The sequence below is a fragment of the Neisseria sp. HMSC069H12 genome (assembly GCF_001812735.1).
Taxonomy (GTDB): domain Bacteria; phylum Pseudomonadota; class Gammaproteobacteria; order Burkholderiales; family Neisseriaceae; genus Neisseria; species Neisseria subflava.
Genome location: NZ_KV810290.1, coordinates 1 through 15,780, shown reverse-complemented (window position 1 = coordinate 15,780; position 15,780 = coordinate 1). Strand labels below are relative to the sequence as shown.

General features: G+C 49.4%; 13 protein-coding genes and 1 riboswitch. Of the genes, 4 read left to right on the top strand and 9 right to left on the bottom strand.

The window, feature by feature from the left end; translation table 11 throughout:
- Nucleotides 1–63 precede the first annotated feature (63 nt).
- From HMPREF2872_RS08580 to metK, 7 genes are all read right to left on the bottom strand, one after another.
- The gene (locus HMPREF2872_RS08580; RefSeq protein ID WP_070632942.1) at nt 64–888 is read right to left on the bottom strand and encodes an undecaprenyl-diphosphate phosphatase; all 825 of its coding nucleotides are present in this window, start codon (nt 886–888) and stop codon (nt 64–66) included.
- Between the two features lie 44 nt (nt 889–932).
- On the bottom strand, nt 933–1,574 hold the full coding sequence (locus HMPREF2872_RS08575) for a thiol:disulfide interchange protein DsbA/DsbL (RefSeq protein WP_070632940.1): 642 nt from the start codon (nt 1,572–1,574) through the stop codon (nt 933–935).
- A gap of 13 nt (nt 1,575–1,587) precedes the next feature.
- Nucleotides 1,588–2,562, bottom strand: coding sequence for an SPOR domain-containing protein (locus tag HMPREF2872_RS08570; RefSeq protein ID WP_070632938.1), 975 nt, complete (start codon nt 2,560–2,562; stop codon nt 1,588–1,590).
- 154 nt (nt 2,563–2,716) lie between these two features.
- Entirely contained in the window at nt 2,717–4,213 is a 1,497-nt protein-coding gene (locus HMPREF2872_RS08565) for a YifB family Mg chelatase-like AAA ATPase (protein ID WP_070632936.1), read from the bottom strand.
- A gap of 13 nt (nt 4,214–4,226) precedes the next feature.
- A complete protein-coding gene (locus HMPREF2872_RS08560) occupies nt 4,227–4,547 on the bottom strand; it encodes an accessory factor UbiK family protein (RefSeq protein WP_049328707.1) in 321 nt (106 codons plus the stop codon).
- A 125-nt stretch (nt 4,548–4,672) separates the two neighbouring features.
- Complete coding sequence (locus tag HMPREF2872_RS08555) at nt 4,673–5,737, bottom strand: DUF1176 domain-containing protein (protein WP_070632934.1); 1,065 nt, start codon at nt 5,735–5,737, stop codon at nt 4,673–4,675.
- 163 nt (nt 5,738–5,900) lie between these two features.
- On the bottom strand, nt 5,901–7,070 hold the full coding sequence (gene metK, locus HMPREF2872_RS08550) for a methionine adenosyltransferase (RefSeq protein ID WP_070632933.1): 1,170 nt from the start codon (nt 7,068–7,070) through the stop codon (nt 5,901–5,903).
- A gap of 173 nt (nt 7,071–7,243) precedes the next feature.
- A riboswitch (SAM-I-IV-variant riboswitch) is annotated at nt 7,244–7,354 on the bottom strand.
- Between the two features lie 108 nt (nt 7,355–7,462).
- Between metK and HMPREF2872_RS08545 the strand changes: the two genes are divergently transcribed.
- The 3 genes from HMPREF2872_RS08545 to HMPREF2872_RS08535 all read left to right on the top strand — a co-directional run bounded on the left by HMPREF2872_RS08545 (nt 7,463) and on the right by HMPREF2872_RS08535 (nt 12,405).
- The gene (locus tag HMPREF2872_RS08545) at nt 7,463–8,338 is read left to right on the top strand and encodes a lysophospholipid acyltransferase family protein (RefSeq protein WP_070632931.1); all 876 of its coding nucleotides are present in this window, start codon (nt 7,463–7,465) and stop codon (nt 8,336–8,338) included.
- Nucleotides 8,339–8,604: 266 nt separating this feature from the next.
- Nucleotides 8,605–11,904 carry an exodeoxyribonuclease V subunit gamma gene (gene recC, locus HMPREF2872_RS08540; RefSeq protein ID WP_070632930.1) on the top strand — a complete coding sequence of 1,100 codons (3,300 nt, stop codon included), beginning with the start codon at nt 8,605–8,607 and terminating at the stop codon, nt 11,902–11,904.
- Between the two features lie 3 nt (nt 11,905–11,907).
- The gene (locus HMPREF2872_RS08535) at nt 11,908–12,405 is read left to right on the top strand and encodes a thioredoxin family protein (RefSeq protein WP_070632928.1); all 498 of its coding nucleotides are present in this window, start codon (nt 11,908–11,910) and stop codon (nt 12,403–12,405) included.
- A 123-nt stretch (nt 12,406–12,528) separates the two neighbouring features.
- Here the strand turns inward: HMPREF2872_RS08535 and lapB are convergent, their stop codons facing one another.
- Both lapB and HMPREF2872_RS08525 read right to left on the bottom strand, forming a co-directional pair.
- Entirely contained in the window at nt 12,529–13,698 is a 1,170-nt protein-coding gene (lapB, locus tag HMPREF2872_RS08530; RefSeq protein WP_070632926.1) for a lipopolysaccharide assembly protein LapB, read from the bottom strand.
- Nucleotides 13,699–13,723: 25 nt separating this feature from the next.
- Entirely contained in the window at nt 13,724–14,047 is a 324-nt protein-coding gene (locus HMPREF2872_RS08525; protein WP_070632924.1) for a LapA family protein, read from the bottom strand.
- Nucleotides 14,048–14,262: 215 nt separating this feature from the next.
- Between HMPREF2872_RS08525 and ilvE the strand changes: the two genes are divergently transcribed.
- Complete coding sequence (gene ilvE, locus HMPREF2872_RS08520; protein ID WP_070632923.1) at nt 14,263–15,261, top strand: branched-chain-amino-acid transaminase; 999 nt, start codon at nt 14,263–14,265, stop codon at nt 15,259–15,261.
- The last annotated feature ends 519 nt before the right edge of the window (nt 15,262–15,780 follow it).

The following is a 15,780-nucleotide window of genomic DNA, read 5'->3' as shown; positions in this document are numbered from 1 at the left end:
AAGGGAGGATGCGGATAAAGAAAAAGGACGTGGGGGACACGTCCTTTGGTGAATGAAGATGGATTATTCGCTCCAGCTGACCCAGCCCAGCATCCAAGTAAGGAGAATCAGACCACCAAATACAATACGGTAGTAGGCAAAAGGCACATAGTTTTTACTGGAGACAAATTTCAGCAAAGCTTTTACTGCTAATAAACCGGCGATAAATGCTGCGATAAAACCGATGGCAATTTGTCCGACATCTTGCAAGGTAAAGAGTTTGTAGTTTTTTAAGATGTCGTAACCTGTGGCTGCGATCATCATCGGTACGGCAAGGAAGAATGAGAATTCGGTAGCTGTTTTACGTTCCAGTCCCCATAGCATACCGCCCATGATGGTACTGCCTGAACGTGATGTACCAGGGATAAGGGCACAAATTTGGGCGCATCCTACAACAAATGCGTCGATTGGGAGCATATCATCTACATGATTAACTTTAGGTTTGGCCGTTGCTTGGCGTTTTTCAACCCATAAAATGAAGAAACCACCCAGTACCAGCATGGTAGCAACGGTAATTGGGTTGAAAAGGTATAATTTAATTTGTTTGCTGAACAATAGACCCACAACCGCAGCTGGTATGAAGGCAATAAATAAATTTAGTACAAAGCGATTGGCTGTTCGTTCTTTACCCAATCCTTTTATGATATGGGTAAATCGTTGGCGGTATTCAAATACGACGGCTAATACTGCACCGAGTTGGATAGCAATTTCAAATACTTTTCCGTTGCTTTGAAAGTTCATTAAGTCACCGAATACAATCAAGTGACCGGTACTGGAAATAGGGAGAAACTCGGTTAAACCTTCGATGATACCGAGAATTAGTGCTTTAAATAAAATCAGAATGTCCATAAGTTTTCAGACGGCCTTGAGGCCGTCTTTCTTTTGTTGAATAGTTAAAGTGGTTTTGAGGATTGTTCGCGGCGGACTTTGACGATGAGCTCGTCTATGGTTTTCATACCGGCTTTCCAGTCGGTACCGCTGAAATTGACTTTGTATTTACCACCGACGATGACAGTTGGTGTGTTTTCAATTCGATAAGTTTCCGTCAATTGCTGCATTTTTGCAGCAGCCGATGCGGCAGCAGGACTGTTGTAGGCTTGAAGCAGTTTTTGACTGTCAAAACCCGTCTGATTACCCACCCATGAGCGGAATACATTGGTATCGGCCAGGTTGATTTTTTGTTCGTAAACTGCTTTGAAGATGACTGGATTGGCTTGATATTTCAAACCTGAAAGATTGACGGCTGCGGCCACCTTGGCCAAACCCAACATTTCAGGCATCCAAACGACGTGTTCTGTCCGTAAGGAAACATCTTTAGCGAAGGTTTTGCTGTGTTGCAACAAAACCGGATCGAGATGGTAACAATGGACGCAGAAGTAGCCGAAAAACTCAAGTACTTCAATTTTTCCGGCTTGTTGTTGCGGGATAGGACGACTGAGGACAGTATAGTCCACGCCCTCGGTAGCAGCTTGCGCACTCAGGCTGAGTAGGCCCAGGCTGAGTGCGGCAATGGTTTGTTTTATACGCTGCTTCATATCAGTGATTCCATTATTTGGTAGAACGAATCAAGCTGTTGATATTATGGCCTTGCAGGTTTTTTTGCAGTTTCACAGCGGCTTCCTGCGGCATGGTGTTACTTTGAACTCGGTAAATGGTTTTGTCGCCGTTTTGCGATTCAACCACTTTGGAAGAAACACCTAAAATAGCCAATTTTGCACGTTGTGAGTCCGCGCTGGAGCGGTCTGCATATGAACCAAGCTGCAGGAATGCTTTTTTACCGCTGTTGGCAGCTGTTTCGGCTTTTTCTACTGACTGTTTACTTACAGAGTTGCTGCTTTCTTTTGCTGCAGAGGCATTTGCTGCTTTACGTGCTTTTTCGATACTGCCGCTATTGAGAATTTGTTCAGGTGTCGGCTTGTTTTGCTTTTTGGCTTCAGCCGCTTTTTTCTCGGCCAGTTTTTTCTTGGCAGCTTCTTTTTCTGCTTCAGCTTTTGCAGCTTTTTCTTTGGCTTCGCGTTCGGCTTTGTCGGCAGCAGTTTTGTCTGCTCTTTCTTTGGTTTCACGTTCGGCTTTATCGGCGGCGGCTTTTTCAGCTTTTTCTTTAGATTCGCGTTCAGCTTTATCGGCAACGGCTTTCTCTGCTTTTTCTTTAGCTTCACGTTCTGCTTGTTCGGCTTTTTCCTGAGCTTCTTTTTCCGCTTGAGCTTTTTCTTCAGCTTCTTTGGCAGCCTTTTCAGCCGCTTCTTTAGCTTTGGCTTCTTTCTCGGCCGCTTCTTTTTCTGCTTTGGCTTTTTCTTCATCTGCTTGGGTAGATGAAGTGTCGGTAGCTGGGCGTTTCTCTGCTTTGTCCTGAGGTTTCAGGATTTCAGGTTCTTCGCTTTGTTTAGGCTGAGTCAGATCTTTGAAAACGTTTTGGTTGCCTTGGTTCAAGAAGAACAAAATACCGGCAATAATACCTGTTGCCAGTATCAGGCCGAAAAAGAAACCGGCCAAGCCTTTGCCATATTGTGTAGATTTTTTCATGACTTACCTTGTAATAATGTGTTCAGACGGTCTGAAAGGAGACTGTCTGAGTTTGGATTCGATATTTTATCAATAACCGTTATAGACGGCAAAATCCTGATGCTTTGTTTACTCTAGTTTTACTTAAACATAAAGATTCAGGCCGTCTGAAAAGTTAAAGAGCGCGACGGAAGCCGATGGCTTTCATCACATGGGTTTTGCTGACTTCTTCGTCGCCTGCCAAATCGGCCAGCGTACGGGCGACGCGCATGATGCGGTGGAAACTTCGTGCGGAAAGGGACAGTTTTTCAAGCATGGTTCCCAAGGCTTCTTGCGCTTCTTTTTGGATGCGGGCTTTGCCATCGAGCTCGCTGACACTCAGTTCTGCATTGACTTTGCCTTGTCGGTTATATTGGATTTTGCGTGCGGCGGTAACGCGTTCCAATACGGTGGCACTGGATTCGCCTGCTTCTTGTTGCATCAATTCGGCAGCAGAAAGGCTGGGTACTTCGATGGTTAAATCAATACGGTCGAGCAATGGCCCTGAAATTTTGTTGCGGTAGCGGGCAACGCTTTCAGGCGTACAGCGGCAAGGTTTGGACGGATGGCCAAGATAGCCGCAAGGGCAGGGGTTCATGGCGGCGACAAGTTGGAACTTGGCCGGATAAACTGCTTGGCGTGCGGCGCGGGAAATATGGATTTCGCCGTTTTCCAAAGGCTCGCGCAATACTTCTAATACTTTACGGTCAAACTCGGGCAATTCGTCTAAAAACAACACTCCGTGGTGCGCCAATGAGATTTCACCCGGACGTGGGTCTGAACCGCCGCCTACCATGGCAGCCGAGCTGGCGCTGTGATGAGGACTGCGGAAAGGACGGTTGCTGTCGAGTTGCTGTTGATGGTTGGGCAGGAGCGAACGCAATGCCCAGACTTCGATCAATTCGTCTTCGGTCAAAGGCGGGAGGATACCGGGCAAACGTTGCGAAAGCATGGATTTGCCCGTACCCGGAGGGCCCATCATCAACAGGCTGTGTCCGCCTGCCGCTGCGATTTCCAAAGCAAGGCGGGCGGTATGTTGGCCTTTGACATCGGCTAAATCAGGAATTTTACTTTGTTCAGACGGCCTTTGCGTCAGCTTGCATTCAGTTTGTGTCAACGGTTCGATACCGTTTAAATGCGCGGCCACTTCGCCTAAAGAACGCGCACCATAAACCGCGATACCGCGCATGACGGCAGCCTGTTCGGCATTTTCTTGCGGCAAGACGAACGAACGGCCTGCCTGCATTCCTTGCCATGCCATGGCCAGTGCGCCGCGTACGGGACGCAGCAGGCCGGACAGTGCCAATTCTCCGGCAAATTCATATTGGGCGAGCTTTTCAGGGTTGATTTGTCCCGATGCGGCAAGAATGCCCAAGGCAATCGGCAAATCGAAACGGCCGGATTCTTTTGGGAGGTCGGCCGGTGCGAGGTTGACGGTAATTTTCTTGGCAGGAAAGTCGAAGCCGCTTTGGATGATGGCGGCACGCACACGGTCGCGGCTTTCTTTGACTTCAGTATCAGGCAAACCGACGATATTGAAATGTGGCAAGCCGTTGGCAAGGTGGGCTTCCACTTCGACCAACGGCGCATTCATGCCGCTTAAGGCGCGGCTGTAAACCAAAGCAAGCGACATGTTTCAGACGGCCTTATTCGGCAGCTTCGGTTTGTTGTTTGATTTCGGCAACAGCTTCTTCCGCAGCGGTTTCGGCCGCTTTCAAAGCAGCTTCTTCAGGCTCTTGAGCGGCTTCGAGTTTGGCCAAACGGGCTTCCAATTCGGCCAGTTTGGTACGGGTTTTAATCAAAACCTGTTGTTGGATGTCGAATTCTTCGCGGGTCACTAAATCCATGCGGTTGAACGCGCTGCCGAGCATGGCTTTAACGTTTTTTTCCATGTCTTTGGCAGGGCTGTTGGCGATGGTTTCGCTGATTTTGGAGCTGACTTCTTCAAAAAGTTGTTTGCCGAACATAATCCGTATCCTTTATTCAGAATGTATATAGAAATTCAAGTGGCTATTGTATAAGGAAAAAGGCCGTCTGAAAACGAGAATTTTTGAGACGGCTTTTGCTTTCTGCCGTAAATATTCAACGTGTTTTAACGCTCAATACGGGTTTCAAAAATAGGCATCAGCCACGCGCCGCCTGCAAAGCCTTTGCATGAACCGGTGGTGTATTCCTCATTACGGACAAAGGTTTTTCCGTCCCATACAGCTGTATTGCCAGACCAGCAATCACCTATGCCGCGGCCTTTGAAGCTGCCGCTGAGTGTGGCTGTTTTTTCATCAAATCCGCCATGACCGCCGTATGTCATTGGCGGCAGCACTTGTTCGATCTTGGTCAGTTCTTTGTTGGCAATGGCATAGTAACCACTGGTTTGATAAGCGCCGCCGATACAGATGGCCTCTACCAATACTTGTTGTTTGTTGAGCGGATAAATACTTAGGCTGCGGTTCCAATGCATTTGCTCTTTATTGTGCAGGGCATAACAGTAATTATTGTCGCTTTCGGAAACGCGGTTGCTCTCGCTCAAGAGCTTCATGACGGCGCTGTGGCGCGGTGTGTCCTGTTCCAGCATATAGCTTGCTTTTTGTGGTACGGCAACGGCATGGATTACGGGTTTGGGCTGAGGATTTAATACGGCCTGATTACTGTTGCCTTTGCGTATCAGCGCGGAAGGTGTGTTCAGACGGCCTTGGAATTCGTCCGCTTTCAACATCGCCGCCGCTGCACCTTGGTCGGACAAGTGCCATTCATATTTTCCAGAGCGGATGCTGATTTTGCTCTCTTTTTTCAATGCTTCGAGTAAGGCACTGGTTTGCGCGCTGCTCAATTTGCCTTGGCCTTTTTTATTGAACGCCAATTTGCCCAGTGATTTACCGTTCAATACCAATTCGTTGCGTGCAGCAATGTTGGTAAGCTGTGTGTCATCATCATTAAATGACAGCAGGGAAACTTCGCCAATTACGGCGGCATTTGCCCCTGCATGTCGGGTAAACAGGATAGAAACCGGCGGTTCTGTTTCTTCCGCCTGATATCCGGCAAGACGGCAGGTGCCGGTATTGTCACAAGCAATGTCCCAGTCTTGGTAATTTTGATAAAAGCCTTGAGGCGGAGCGGCAAGCGCGGTGGCGGGCAAAACAGCCAGCAGCCATTTTTTCATGATGTATTCCTTCAATTTTATTTTATTAGTGGACGAACAAAGAACAGTGCGGCAATGCACTGTTCTTGTAAAACAAACATATGATACGTCGTTTGCCAAAAAGTTTTTGAACGGACGAAAAAAGGTCGTCTGAAAAGGAGTTTCAGACGACCTCGATAGTTTTTTACACGCCTGCAGCTGCTTTCAATGCGGCTGCTTTATCGGTGCGCTCCCAAGTAAATTCAGGCTCCTCGCGGCCGAAGTGGCCGTAGGCGGCGGATTTGCTGTAAATCGGGCGCAGCAGGTCGAGCATTTGGACGATGCCTTTAGGGCGCAGGTCGAAATGTTCGCGAACCAGGGCAATCAGTTTATCTTCGCTGATTTTGCCTGTACCGAAAGTATCGATGGAAATCGAAGTCGGTTCGGCAACGCCGATGGCGTAGGAAACTTGGATTTGGCATTGGGTTGCCAAACCGGCGGCGACGATGTTTTTTGCAACATAGCGGCAGGCGTAAGCGGCGGAACGGTCCACTTTGGACGGGTCTTTGCCGGAGAATGCGCCGCCGCCGTGCGGAGCCGCACCGCCGTAGGTATCGACGATGATTTTACGGCCGGTCAAACCGCAGTCGCCTTGCGGGCCGCCGATAACGAAGCGGCCGGTCGGGTTGATCAGGTATTTGGTTTCGTCGGTCAGCAGTTCAGACGGCAGAACCGGTTTGATGATGTGTTCGATCACGGCGTTTTTCAGCTCTTCGTAACCGATAGACGGATCGTGCTGGGTAGACAGGACGACGGTGTCGATGCGTTTTACTTTGCCGGTTTTGCTGTCGTAAACCACGGTCAGTTGGGCTTTGGCATCAGGACGCAGCCAAGGCAGGCGGCCGTCTTTGCGCAATTCGCTTTGGCGTTGCATCAGGCGGTGGCTGTAATAGATGGCAAACGGCATCAGGGTAGGGGTTTCGTCGCAGGCATAGCCGAACATCAAACCTTGGTCGCCTGCGCCTTGGTTTAAGTCGATGCCTTCGCCTTCGTTCACGCCTTGGGCGATGTCCGGAGATTGTTGGTCGTAGTACACGCCGACTGCGCAGCCGGTAGCATCAAAGCCCAGCTCGGAGGAGTTGTAGCCGATGCGTTTGATGGTTTCGCGTGCGACTTTGATGTAGTCCACTTGGGCGGTAGTCGTGATTTCGCCTGCCAATACGCACAAGCCTGTGTTGACCAAGGTTTCTGCGGCGACACGCGCTTTTGGGTCTTGCGCCAAGATGGCATCCAAAATCGCATCGGATACTTGGTCGGCAACTTTATCCGGATGGCCTTCGGATACCGATTCGGAAGTAAACAGATATTCGCTCATTGCTATTCTTTCATTAAAAACAGGCTGCTGTGTTTTCAGACGGCCTTTTATTTCGGACAGCGGAAATCATAACAAAAACTCCGCTTTTTCTCTATACAAGTGAGAAACATTCGCACTTGCCTGCTGTTTCGGAATCCTGTTGCGCGTTTCTTACAGGCAAAAAAATTCCCGCATTAAGCGGGTTTGGATTGCTCTGGCGAGCCACATCGGTTTTTCAACCGTCCACCTTACCTTTCCGTTTGAAAAGCAGGTTGGCATGGAATTCCCAACTCTTAATGCAGTGCGGATAGTAGCAGAAAAGCAGGTGTGCCGCAATATATTTGCCCGAAGTCTGTTTTGTTCAGACGGCGTGTTTCGTTTACAATCTGTCCACTTCATTTTGGTAAAACCTTATGCAAACGCTTGTTACCTTTGTTTTTAAATTTTTGGCCGCTCTGCCTTTGGCTTGGTTACACAAATTAGGCAATCTGCTGGGCAGTTTGGGTTTCCGCGTGCTGTCGAAAGATCGCCGGTGTGTTTTCGAAAACATGAAACTTGCCGGTTTGAACCCGACGGATGAGGCGGTGAAAAAAGTTTTCCGTGAAACGGCAAAAGGCGGCTTGGAATTGCCGGTGGCGTTTTTCAGACGGCCTGAGGAAATTGAGAACCTGTTTGTCAGCGTCAACGGTTGGGAACATGTTCAGACGGCCTTGAGCGCGGGCGAAGGTTTGCTGTTTATCACGCCACACATCGGCAGCTATGATTTGGCGGGCCGCTACATCAGTCAGCAACTGCCGTTTCCGCTGACGGCGATGTACAAGCCGCCGAAAATCAAGGCATTTGATGCGGTAATGCAGGCAGGTCGCGTGCGCGGCAAGGGCAAGACTGCACCGACCAGTATTCAGGGCGTCAAACAAATCATCAAGGCCCTGCGCGGCGGCGAAGCGACCATTGTGTTGCCGGACCATGTACCGTCTCCGGAAGAAGGGGGCGACGGCGTGTGGGTGGATTTTTTCGGCAAACCTGCCTATACCATGACGTTGGCGGGCAAGCTGGCGCAAGTCAAAGGCGTAAAGGCTTTATTTTTCTGCGGCGAGCGTCTGCCCGACGGTAAAGGCTTTGTCTTGCATATCGAGCCTTTGCGCGGCGAATTGAACGGCGATAAGGAGAACGACGCGCGCGTTATTAATGAAAATACCGAATATTGGATACGCCGTTTTCCGGAACAATATTTATTTATGTACAACCGCTACAAGCATCCCGAAGGCGCGCCGTTGCCGCCTGTTTGAGTAGGATAGATTAAAAACCTGCTTTGAGGGAAGCAGGTTTTTATTTTGGGTGGGAACTCAGAAGATTTTCTTTCGGCTTAAACAAAGCCGAGGTTCAAAAAGAAATACATCAAAGCCCAGCGTTTGAGTTTTAACGGTAAAGGCCGTCTGAAAAGCGATTTCAGACGGCCTTTACCGTAATCTTTTGCCTTTTATTTTCATACGCTGCTGAACCGTTTGCCCTGATGGCATTATAATGCGCGTAATTGTTTTTTCGATGGCATGTCATGTTTTATCTCTTTCAATCCGACCGTTTGGAATCGCTTGCCGAAATGTGCGCGCGTATTCATCAGGCTTCGCCCTTGGATTCTGTATTGGCGCAGGAAGAAGTGGTGGTGCAGAGCCAGGGTATGCGGCGTTATCTGAATGTGTTTTTTGCGCGCGAACTCGGCGTGGCGGCGAATTTGAAGTTCAGCCTGCCTGCCGGTTTGGCGTGGCAGCTGATGCGCAAATTGGTTCCCGATGTGCCGCCGCTCAGTCCGTTTTCGCCTGAAGTCATGCGTTGGCGTTTGTTGGATTTGTTCCGCAGCGAAGCGTTTCAGACGGCCCCGGAATACAAAAACGTGCGCCTGAAGCTGGAAAGTTATTTGCACAGCTCGGCATCGGCGGATTATCAGCTTGCCGGACAGATGGCGGATATTTTCGACCAATATTTGGTGTACCGCCCGGATTGGATTGATGAGTGGCAGGCTGGGAAACTACTGGGTTTGGGTGATGATGAAGATTGGCAAGCGCGGCTGTGGCGTTATTTGGACGATGGCAGCCAATCTGCGCCGCACCGCGTGGCCTTGTGGGAAAAGCTGTTGGCACAGTTGGATAAATCGGTCTTGCCGCAAAGGCTGTTCGTATTCGGCATTTCGACAATGGCGCCGATGTATCTGCAACTGTTGCACCAAATTTCCAAGTATTGCGATGTGTTTGTGTTTGCACTCAATCCGAGCAGCCAATATTGGGGTGAGGTCATCGACGAGGCGCAGATTTTGAAAAGGGGCGATGAGGCGGATTTGTCGCAGGCAGGGCATCCGCTGTTGGCTTCTTTGGGCAAGCAGGGGCGCGATTTCTTTGATTTTCTGTTGGAAGTGGAAACCGAGCAGGATATTCAGGTTTATGAAGAGGGAAAAGACGATACCTTATTGCATTGCCTGCAAAACGATATCCAAAACTTAATCATGCCGTCTGAACGCTTGTATCAACAGGAAGAAAGCGAAGCAGACGGGCAACAGGCTTTGGTTCAGGTCCACGATGCGGACGGTAATCCGGTGTGTGTCGAGCCGGATGAGCTGCTGAATGACGGCTCCGTCAAAATCGTCGCGGCGCACAGCCCTTTGCGCGAATTGCAGATTTTGAAAGAAGAGCTGTCACTGGTGTTACAAAAAAATCCCGACTGGCAGCCGCACGATATTGCCGTGTTGACGCCGAACATCGAGCCGTACAGCCCGTTTATCGAAGCCGTTTTTGGACAGGAACATGCAGGCAGCCAGGCTTTGCCGTATTCGATTTCGGATGTGAAACTCAGCCGCCGCCAGCCGTTGCTGTATGCTTTGGCGCAAACTTTGGACTTGCTGGAAAGCCGGTTTGAAGTGGACAAGGTTTTGCCTTTGCTGGAAAGCCGGTTGGTGCTGCAACGCTTCGGTTTGAGCGAGGAAGATGTGCCGCTGCTGCATGAGACTGTTGCCGGATTGAATGTGCATTGGGGTTTGGACCAAACCATGCGCGAGGGCAAAGACAACCTCTTTACTTGGCAGCAGGCGGTAGAACGTTTGGCCTTGGGCTGGATGCTGCCTGAAGGCGGCAACGGCATGTGGCAGGGCGTGAGCGCGTGGCATAGCAACGTCAACCAGCTGAACGTGTTCAGCGGTTTTGCCGAATTTGTCCGTACTTTGGCCGATATGGCGGCGCAATGGCAAGAGCCTGCCAATGTGGAAAGCTGGGTGCAGCGTTGCCGTGATTTGCTGGAGAAACTGTTTGCTCCGGATACGGACGACCAATACGCCAAGCAGCAGTTTGAGCAGTCTTTGGCGAAATGGCAGGAAGAGGCACAGTTGGCCGGATTTGACGGATTGTTGCCGTGTAAAACCGTTATCCGCCATACCCGCCGCTTTTTGGACAGCGAAAGCCAAGCCGGATTTTTGAGCGGCGGCATCACTTTTTGCAGTATGGTGCCGATGCGCAGCCTGCCGTTTAAAATGGTTTGCCTGTTGGGTTTGAATGACGGCGATTTTCCGCGCAATACCAAAGCGGCGGTGTTTGACCTGATTGCCAAACATCCGAAAAAAGGCGACCGCGCCCGCCGCGACGACGACCGTTATCTCTTCCTCGAAGCCTTAATCAGCGCGCGCGAAATGCTGTATTTGTCTTATATCGGCCGCGATATACGCAATGATGCCGAGTTCGCGCCGTCTTCGTTAATCAGCGAGCTGCTGGATACCATTGCCGCCATGACGGGGAAAAGCGGGCGCGAGTTGTCGGAGAAATGGGTGAAACATCATCCTTTGCAGGCGTTTTCACGCCGTTATTTCCAACAGGACGCGCTTTCAGACAGCCTCTTCAGTACGCGTCAAGATTACGCCGATGCGTTGAACCAACCGCCAGCGGAAGCGCAGCCGTTTTTCCTTGAGGCTTTAAGTCAGGAAGAACCGTCCAAAACCATTCATCAGGGTGAGCTCATCAGTTTTTGGCGCAACCCTGTCAAAGTTTGGCTGAAGAAAAATTTAAGCTGGGATCAGCCGTATCTGGACGGCGCATGGGAGTCTGCCGAACCGTTTGAGCCGCAACATGAGGGTCGGATTGCCGATGCCTATTTGGATGCGCGGCGCAAAGGGGAAGATTTTGAAGATACGGCCATTCGGCTGAATGCAGAAAGCCTGATGCCGGTAGGCGAATTGGGCGGTTTGTGGCAGAAGCAGTATCAGATATCTGCGAAAAACGTAGATGCCGAGCTGATACGCAGTGACAAAAGGCCGTCTGAACCTTATGAAGAATCCTTTGACGACTTGGTTTTACAAGGCACCATTGGTAATCTTTATGAATGCGGCCGTATTGTGTTTCTAAATCAAAAAGACAATGCACCCAACCGCATTGCCCGTTTATTGGAGCATTTGATTTTTTGCGCCGTTGCCCCTCAATCCGTTGCAAACCGACAAACCTATATTGTCAGCTTGGGGCGGACCGAAACCTATGCCGCCATCGGGCAAGAGGCCGCGAGGGAGCTTTTAAAAGAATGGCTGGTATATTTCCGAATCGGACAAAATACCCCCTTGCCGTTTTTTGCCAAAACCAGTCTTGCCGCTGCGGAGGAGTACAACAAGAAAGAGGATTGGGATGCTGCCTTGAGAAAAGCCCATGAGGTTTTTAACGGCAATAAAATGAGCAAAGGGCAGAAAGAATATACCGAAGTGAAGCTGGTGTTTGGCCATTCGGAAGAATCGCCGCTTGATGAGCCGCTATTTGAAAACCTCGTCGTCAATCTGCTTGTTCCGCTTTTGACCGGCGTGGCAGGGAAGACCGATACAACAGAACAGGAGTAAAGCATGGCCACTTATGCAGAATATTTGGATTTTGATACTGAAGAAGACAAATTGAAACAGCAGCAACTCTATCAGGCGACCGAGCTGTCGGCGCAAACGGTAGCGGCGGTTAAAAAGATCAGCCGTCCGCAAAACTGGCTGCTTGCCGCTGCACCATATTGCCCTGATTGCCGCGTGTTTGTGCCGTTTATTCAAAAAATGGCGGAGTTGAACCCCGATATCCGCGTCAACTATATTGCCCGCAACGATTTTGACGACAGCAGCCGTTTTGAGAATCCGAGCCAACAGGAAATCGTCCGCGCCAATCAAAAAATCCCTGCGCTGTTTTTGATGGGGCATGAAGAGGCTGGGCCTGTGTTTAACGAGTTTCCACAAGTGGTGTTGAACCAAATTGCGGCAGATGAAACCCGGCGCACGGAATTGCGCGATGCGTACCGTGCCGGCGAGTTTAATGCCGATATTGAGGCTCAGATTGTAGCGGCGTTGGCATGGGCAGAGTAGCGGTGTTGAGCAGATATTGCTGGTGTGTGCGCCTATGTTTTGAGCTGTTTTGATATTTTGCTTTGTAATAAAAAGGCCGTCTGAAAAGATTTCAGACGGCCTTTTTTGATACTTAACGCTTTATTAAATCTCGATTTTATTCGGCGTAAAGGTTTGCCATTTGTTGCAGGCAGGGCAGTGCCAGAAGAAGACTTGGGATTTGAAGTGGCAGTTGCGGCAGCGGTACATAACGCTTTTTTGCAGCTGTCGGCCGATAATGGAACGAATCATATCGGTATCGGCTTTCCACTCCGGATTCATATTGCTGAGTTTCAAACCAAGCAGGCGGTACACGCCGTTGAGGTCGGGTTTTTGGCGGACGAGTTCGACAGCGATTTGCGCCGCTTCGGTTTCACCTTTGAGCAACAAGGCCTTCTCGTAGATGACGTTGATCAGGTCGAGATCGGGGAAGGTCTGCATATAGCCGATAAGGCGGTTGAGGCCTTCTTCCTGTTTGCCTTGCGCGGCATAGGCTTCATAGAGTTTCTCGCCGACCATGCTCAGATAGGCGTGGTTTTGCTGCTCGATGGCGGAATACGCTTCCACTGCGGCAGGGAAGTTGTCCTGACGGTATTCGATGTCGCCGAGGATGATGTTGGCGCGCGTACATTTTTTGTTGGCTTCGAGTGCTTTGCCGATGTTGTAGCGTGCGGTGTCGAAGTTGGATTTGAACAGCGCGGCTTGGGCGATTTCGCAATAAAACTGGGCGATTTCAAACTGGTAGGTTTGTTCGTCATGGCTCAAGAGCTGCGCCATTTCGATGGCTTTTTCCCAGTCGCGGTCTTGTTGGTAGATACTCAAAAGGTGTTGGCGGGCTTCGCGTGCCATATCGCCTTCCTGCAAACCGAGGAAGATTTGTTCGGCACGGTCTACCAAGCCTGCGCTTTGGTAGTTTTGTGCCAATTCAAAAAGCACGCGCGCGCGTTTTTCGTTGACTGTGTCAGGCGAATCGAGCAGGGCGCGGTGCATATTGATGGCTTTGTCGTTTTCGCCGCGCTGACGGTAGAGCTTGCCTAGGGTCAGGTTTAAGTCGTATGACTGCGGCTGTTGGTCAATCACTTCCGCCAATTCACGCGCGGCGCGGCCGCTGTTGCGGTCAACGAGGGCATCAAGGCTTTTGTAAAACCCTGCCGGTATGCTTTTGGCCTGTTTCAGGACGGTCTTCATATCGACGCGCGCGGCAAACCAGCCCATAGCGAAGAAAACGGGGAGGAGGACGATGGGCAGTAAGATGACCCACAATTCGTTGTCCATGGTATTCCTTTATTGGTTGGTGGCGTTACGCTTTGGGAGTGGCTTCGGAAGTTGTTGCCGGTGTTTCGGTTTTGACCGGAGTCAGGTCTTTTTCGGAAAGGTGGGCGTGTTTTTTCACTTCGGCGCGCAGGCGGTTGTTTTCGCTACGCAGAGACAGCAGACGGCCGAAGAGGGCAAACATACCGAACACGATACCGATAATAAATGCACTGAAAAGCACGACAATCAGCGGCAGATTGATGTTTTGGCCGGGCAGGTAGAAGAAGGATACAGTGTGGGTATTGGTGATGGCCAGCAGGAGGAAAACAAGGAGAATCAGGATTTTGATGATGGTATAGATGAGTTTCATGGGTTGCTCCGGGTTGGCTGCGGTTGGGGCAGGCCGTCTGAAAAATGGTATCAGTTTAAACGATTTGCCGGATTTCGGATAGGACGGCATGTTTCAGACGGCAAGGGGGACGGTGTTTTTATGCTGACGGGTACTTGTCAAACCTATATTGAAAGGCGTATTGTTCAGTCTTTAATTAATTTATTTTGCACATCAGAATAAGAAAGGCAATCATCATGAGCAGACCAGTTCCAGCCGTATTCGGCAGCGTTTTTCACGCTGAAATGCCCGTTATCGCTTATCGTGAAGGTAAATGGCAGCCGGTAGAGTGGCAATCTTCCAAAGACCTGACAATCGCCCCGGGCGCGCATGCCTTGCATTACGGCAGCGAATGTTTTGAGGGTTTGAAGGCATTTCGTCAGGCAAACGGCAAAATCGTGATGTTCCGCCCGACCGCCAATATTGCGCGCATGCAGCAAAGTGCGGATATTCTGCACCTGCCACGCCCTGAAACTGAGGCTTATTTGGATGCTTTGATTGAATTGGTCAAACGCTCTGCTGAAGAAATTCCTGATGCGCCAGCGGCGTTGTACCTGCGTCCGACTTTGATCGGCACCGATCCTGTGATCGGTAAAGCCGGTTCTCCTTCTGAAACTGCTTTGCTGTACATTTTGGCTTCTCCTGTCGGCGACTATTTCAAAGCTGGTTCGCCCGTTAAAATCTTGGTGGAAACCGAACATATCCGTTGCGCCCCACATATGGGCCGTGTGAAATGCGGCGGCAACTACGCTTCTGCCATGCCTTGGGTGTTGAAAGCTAAAGCTGAATATGGCGCAAACCAAGTGTTGTTCTGTCCGAATGGCGACGTTCAGGAAACCGGTGCGTCTAACTTTATCCTGATTAACGGCGATGAAATCATTACCAAACCGTTGACAGATGAATTCCTGCACGGCGTTACCCGTGATTCCGTGCTGACTGTTGCCAAAGATTTGGGCTATACCGTTACCGAACGCAACTTTACCGTTGATGAGCTGAAAGCAGCTGTGGAAAATGGTGCAGAGGCGATTCTGACTGGTACGGCTGCAGTCATTTCTCCGGTAACTTCTTTCGTGATTGATGGCAAAGAAATCGAAGTGAAGAGCCAAGAGCGCGGTTACGCAATCCGTAAGGCGATTACCGACATTCAATACGGTTTGACAGAAGACAAACACGGCTGGTTGGTCGAAGTTTGTTAAATAGAGCGCATTTAATAAAAAAGGCCGTCTGAAATATTTTTTCAGACGGCCTTTTTTTATTGGTTTTTAGATGGTAAAAGCAATAATAAAATACTAAATTTTTCAAATAAACGGTAGTATTTTAGGATAATCGGTATATAATGCGCAATTATGTTGTAAAAATACATATTGAAAATATCGAATTTTATTGATTTTTCGATGAAGTTAAAAACATTTATAGATATTTATTTTGTATATTTTGTAAATTTAGTTAAATTAGGAATGCTAAAAACATATTGTGTTAGAATTCCCCTCCTTTTTGGCTTCGCGGGATTAACTCTGTCACGCCAAAAAGGAAAACAATACAAGATAAAACCATTTTTATTTTGCTATAAAAATCAAAAATAACTTAACTTTGGATGAACTAATCAATTAAAAAGGGACTCTGATACATTTCCGTCAAAAATAACCGGATACATGGTACGCGGACAGATTGCCTATAAAAGTCATCTGTAGGAAAACGTTGCGTTGTTTACACCA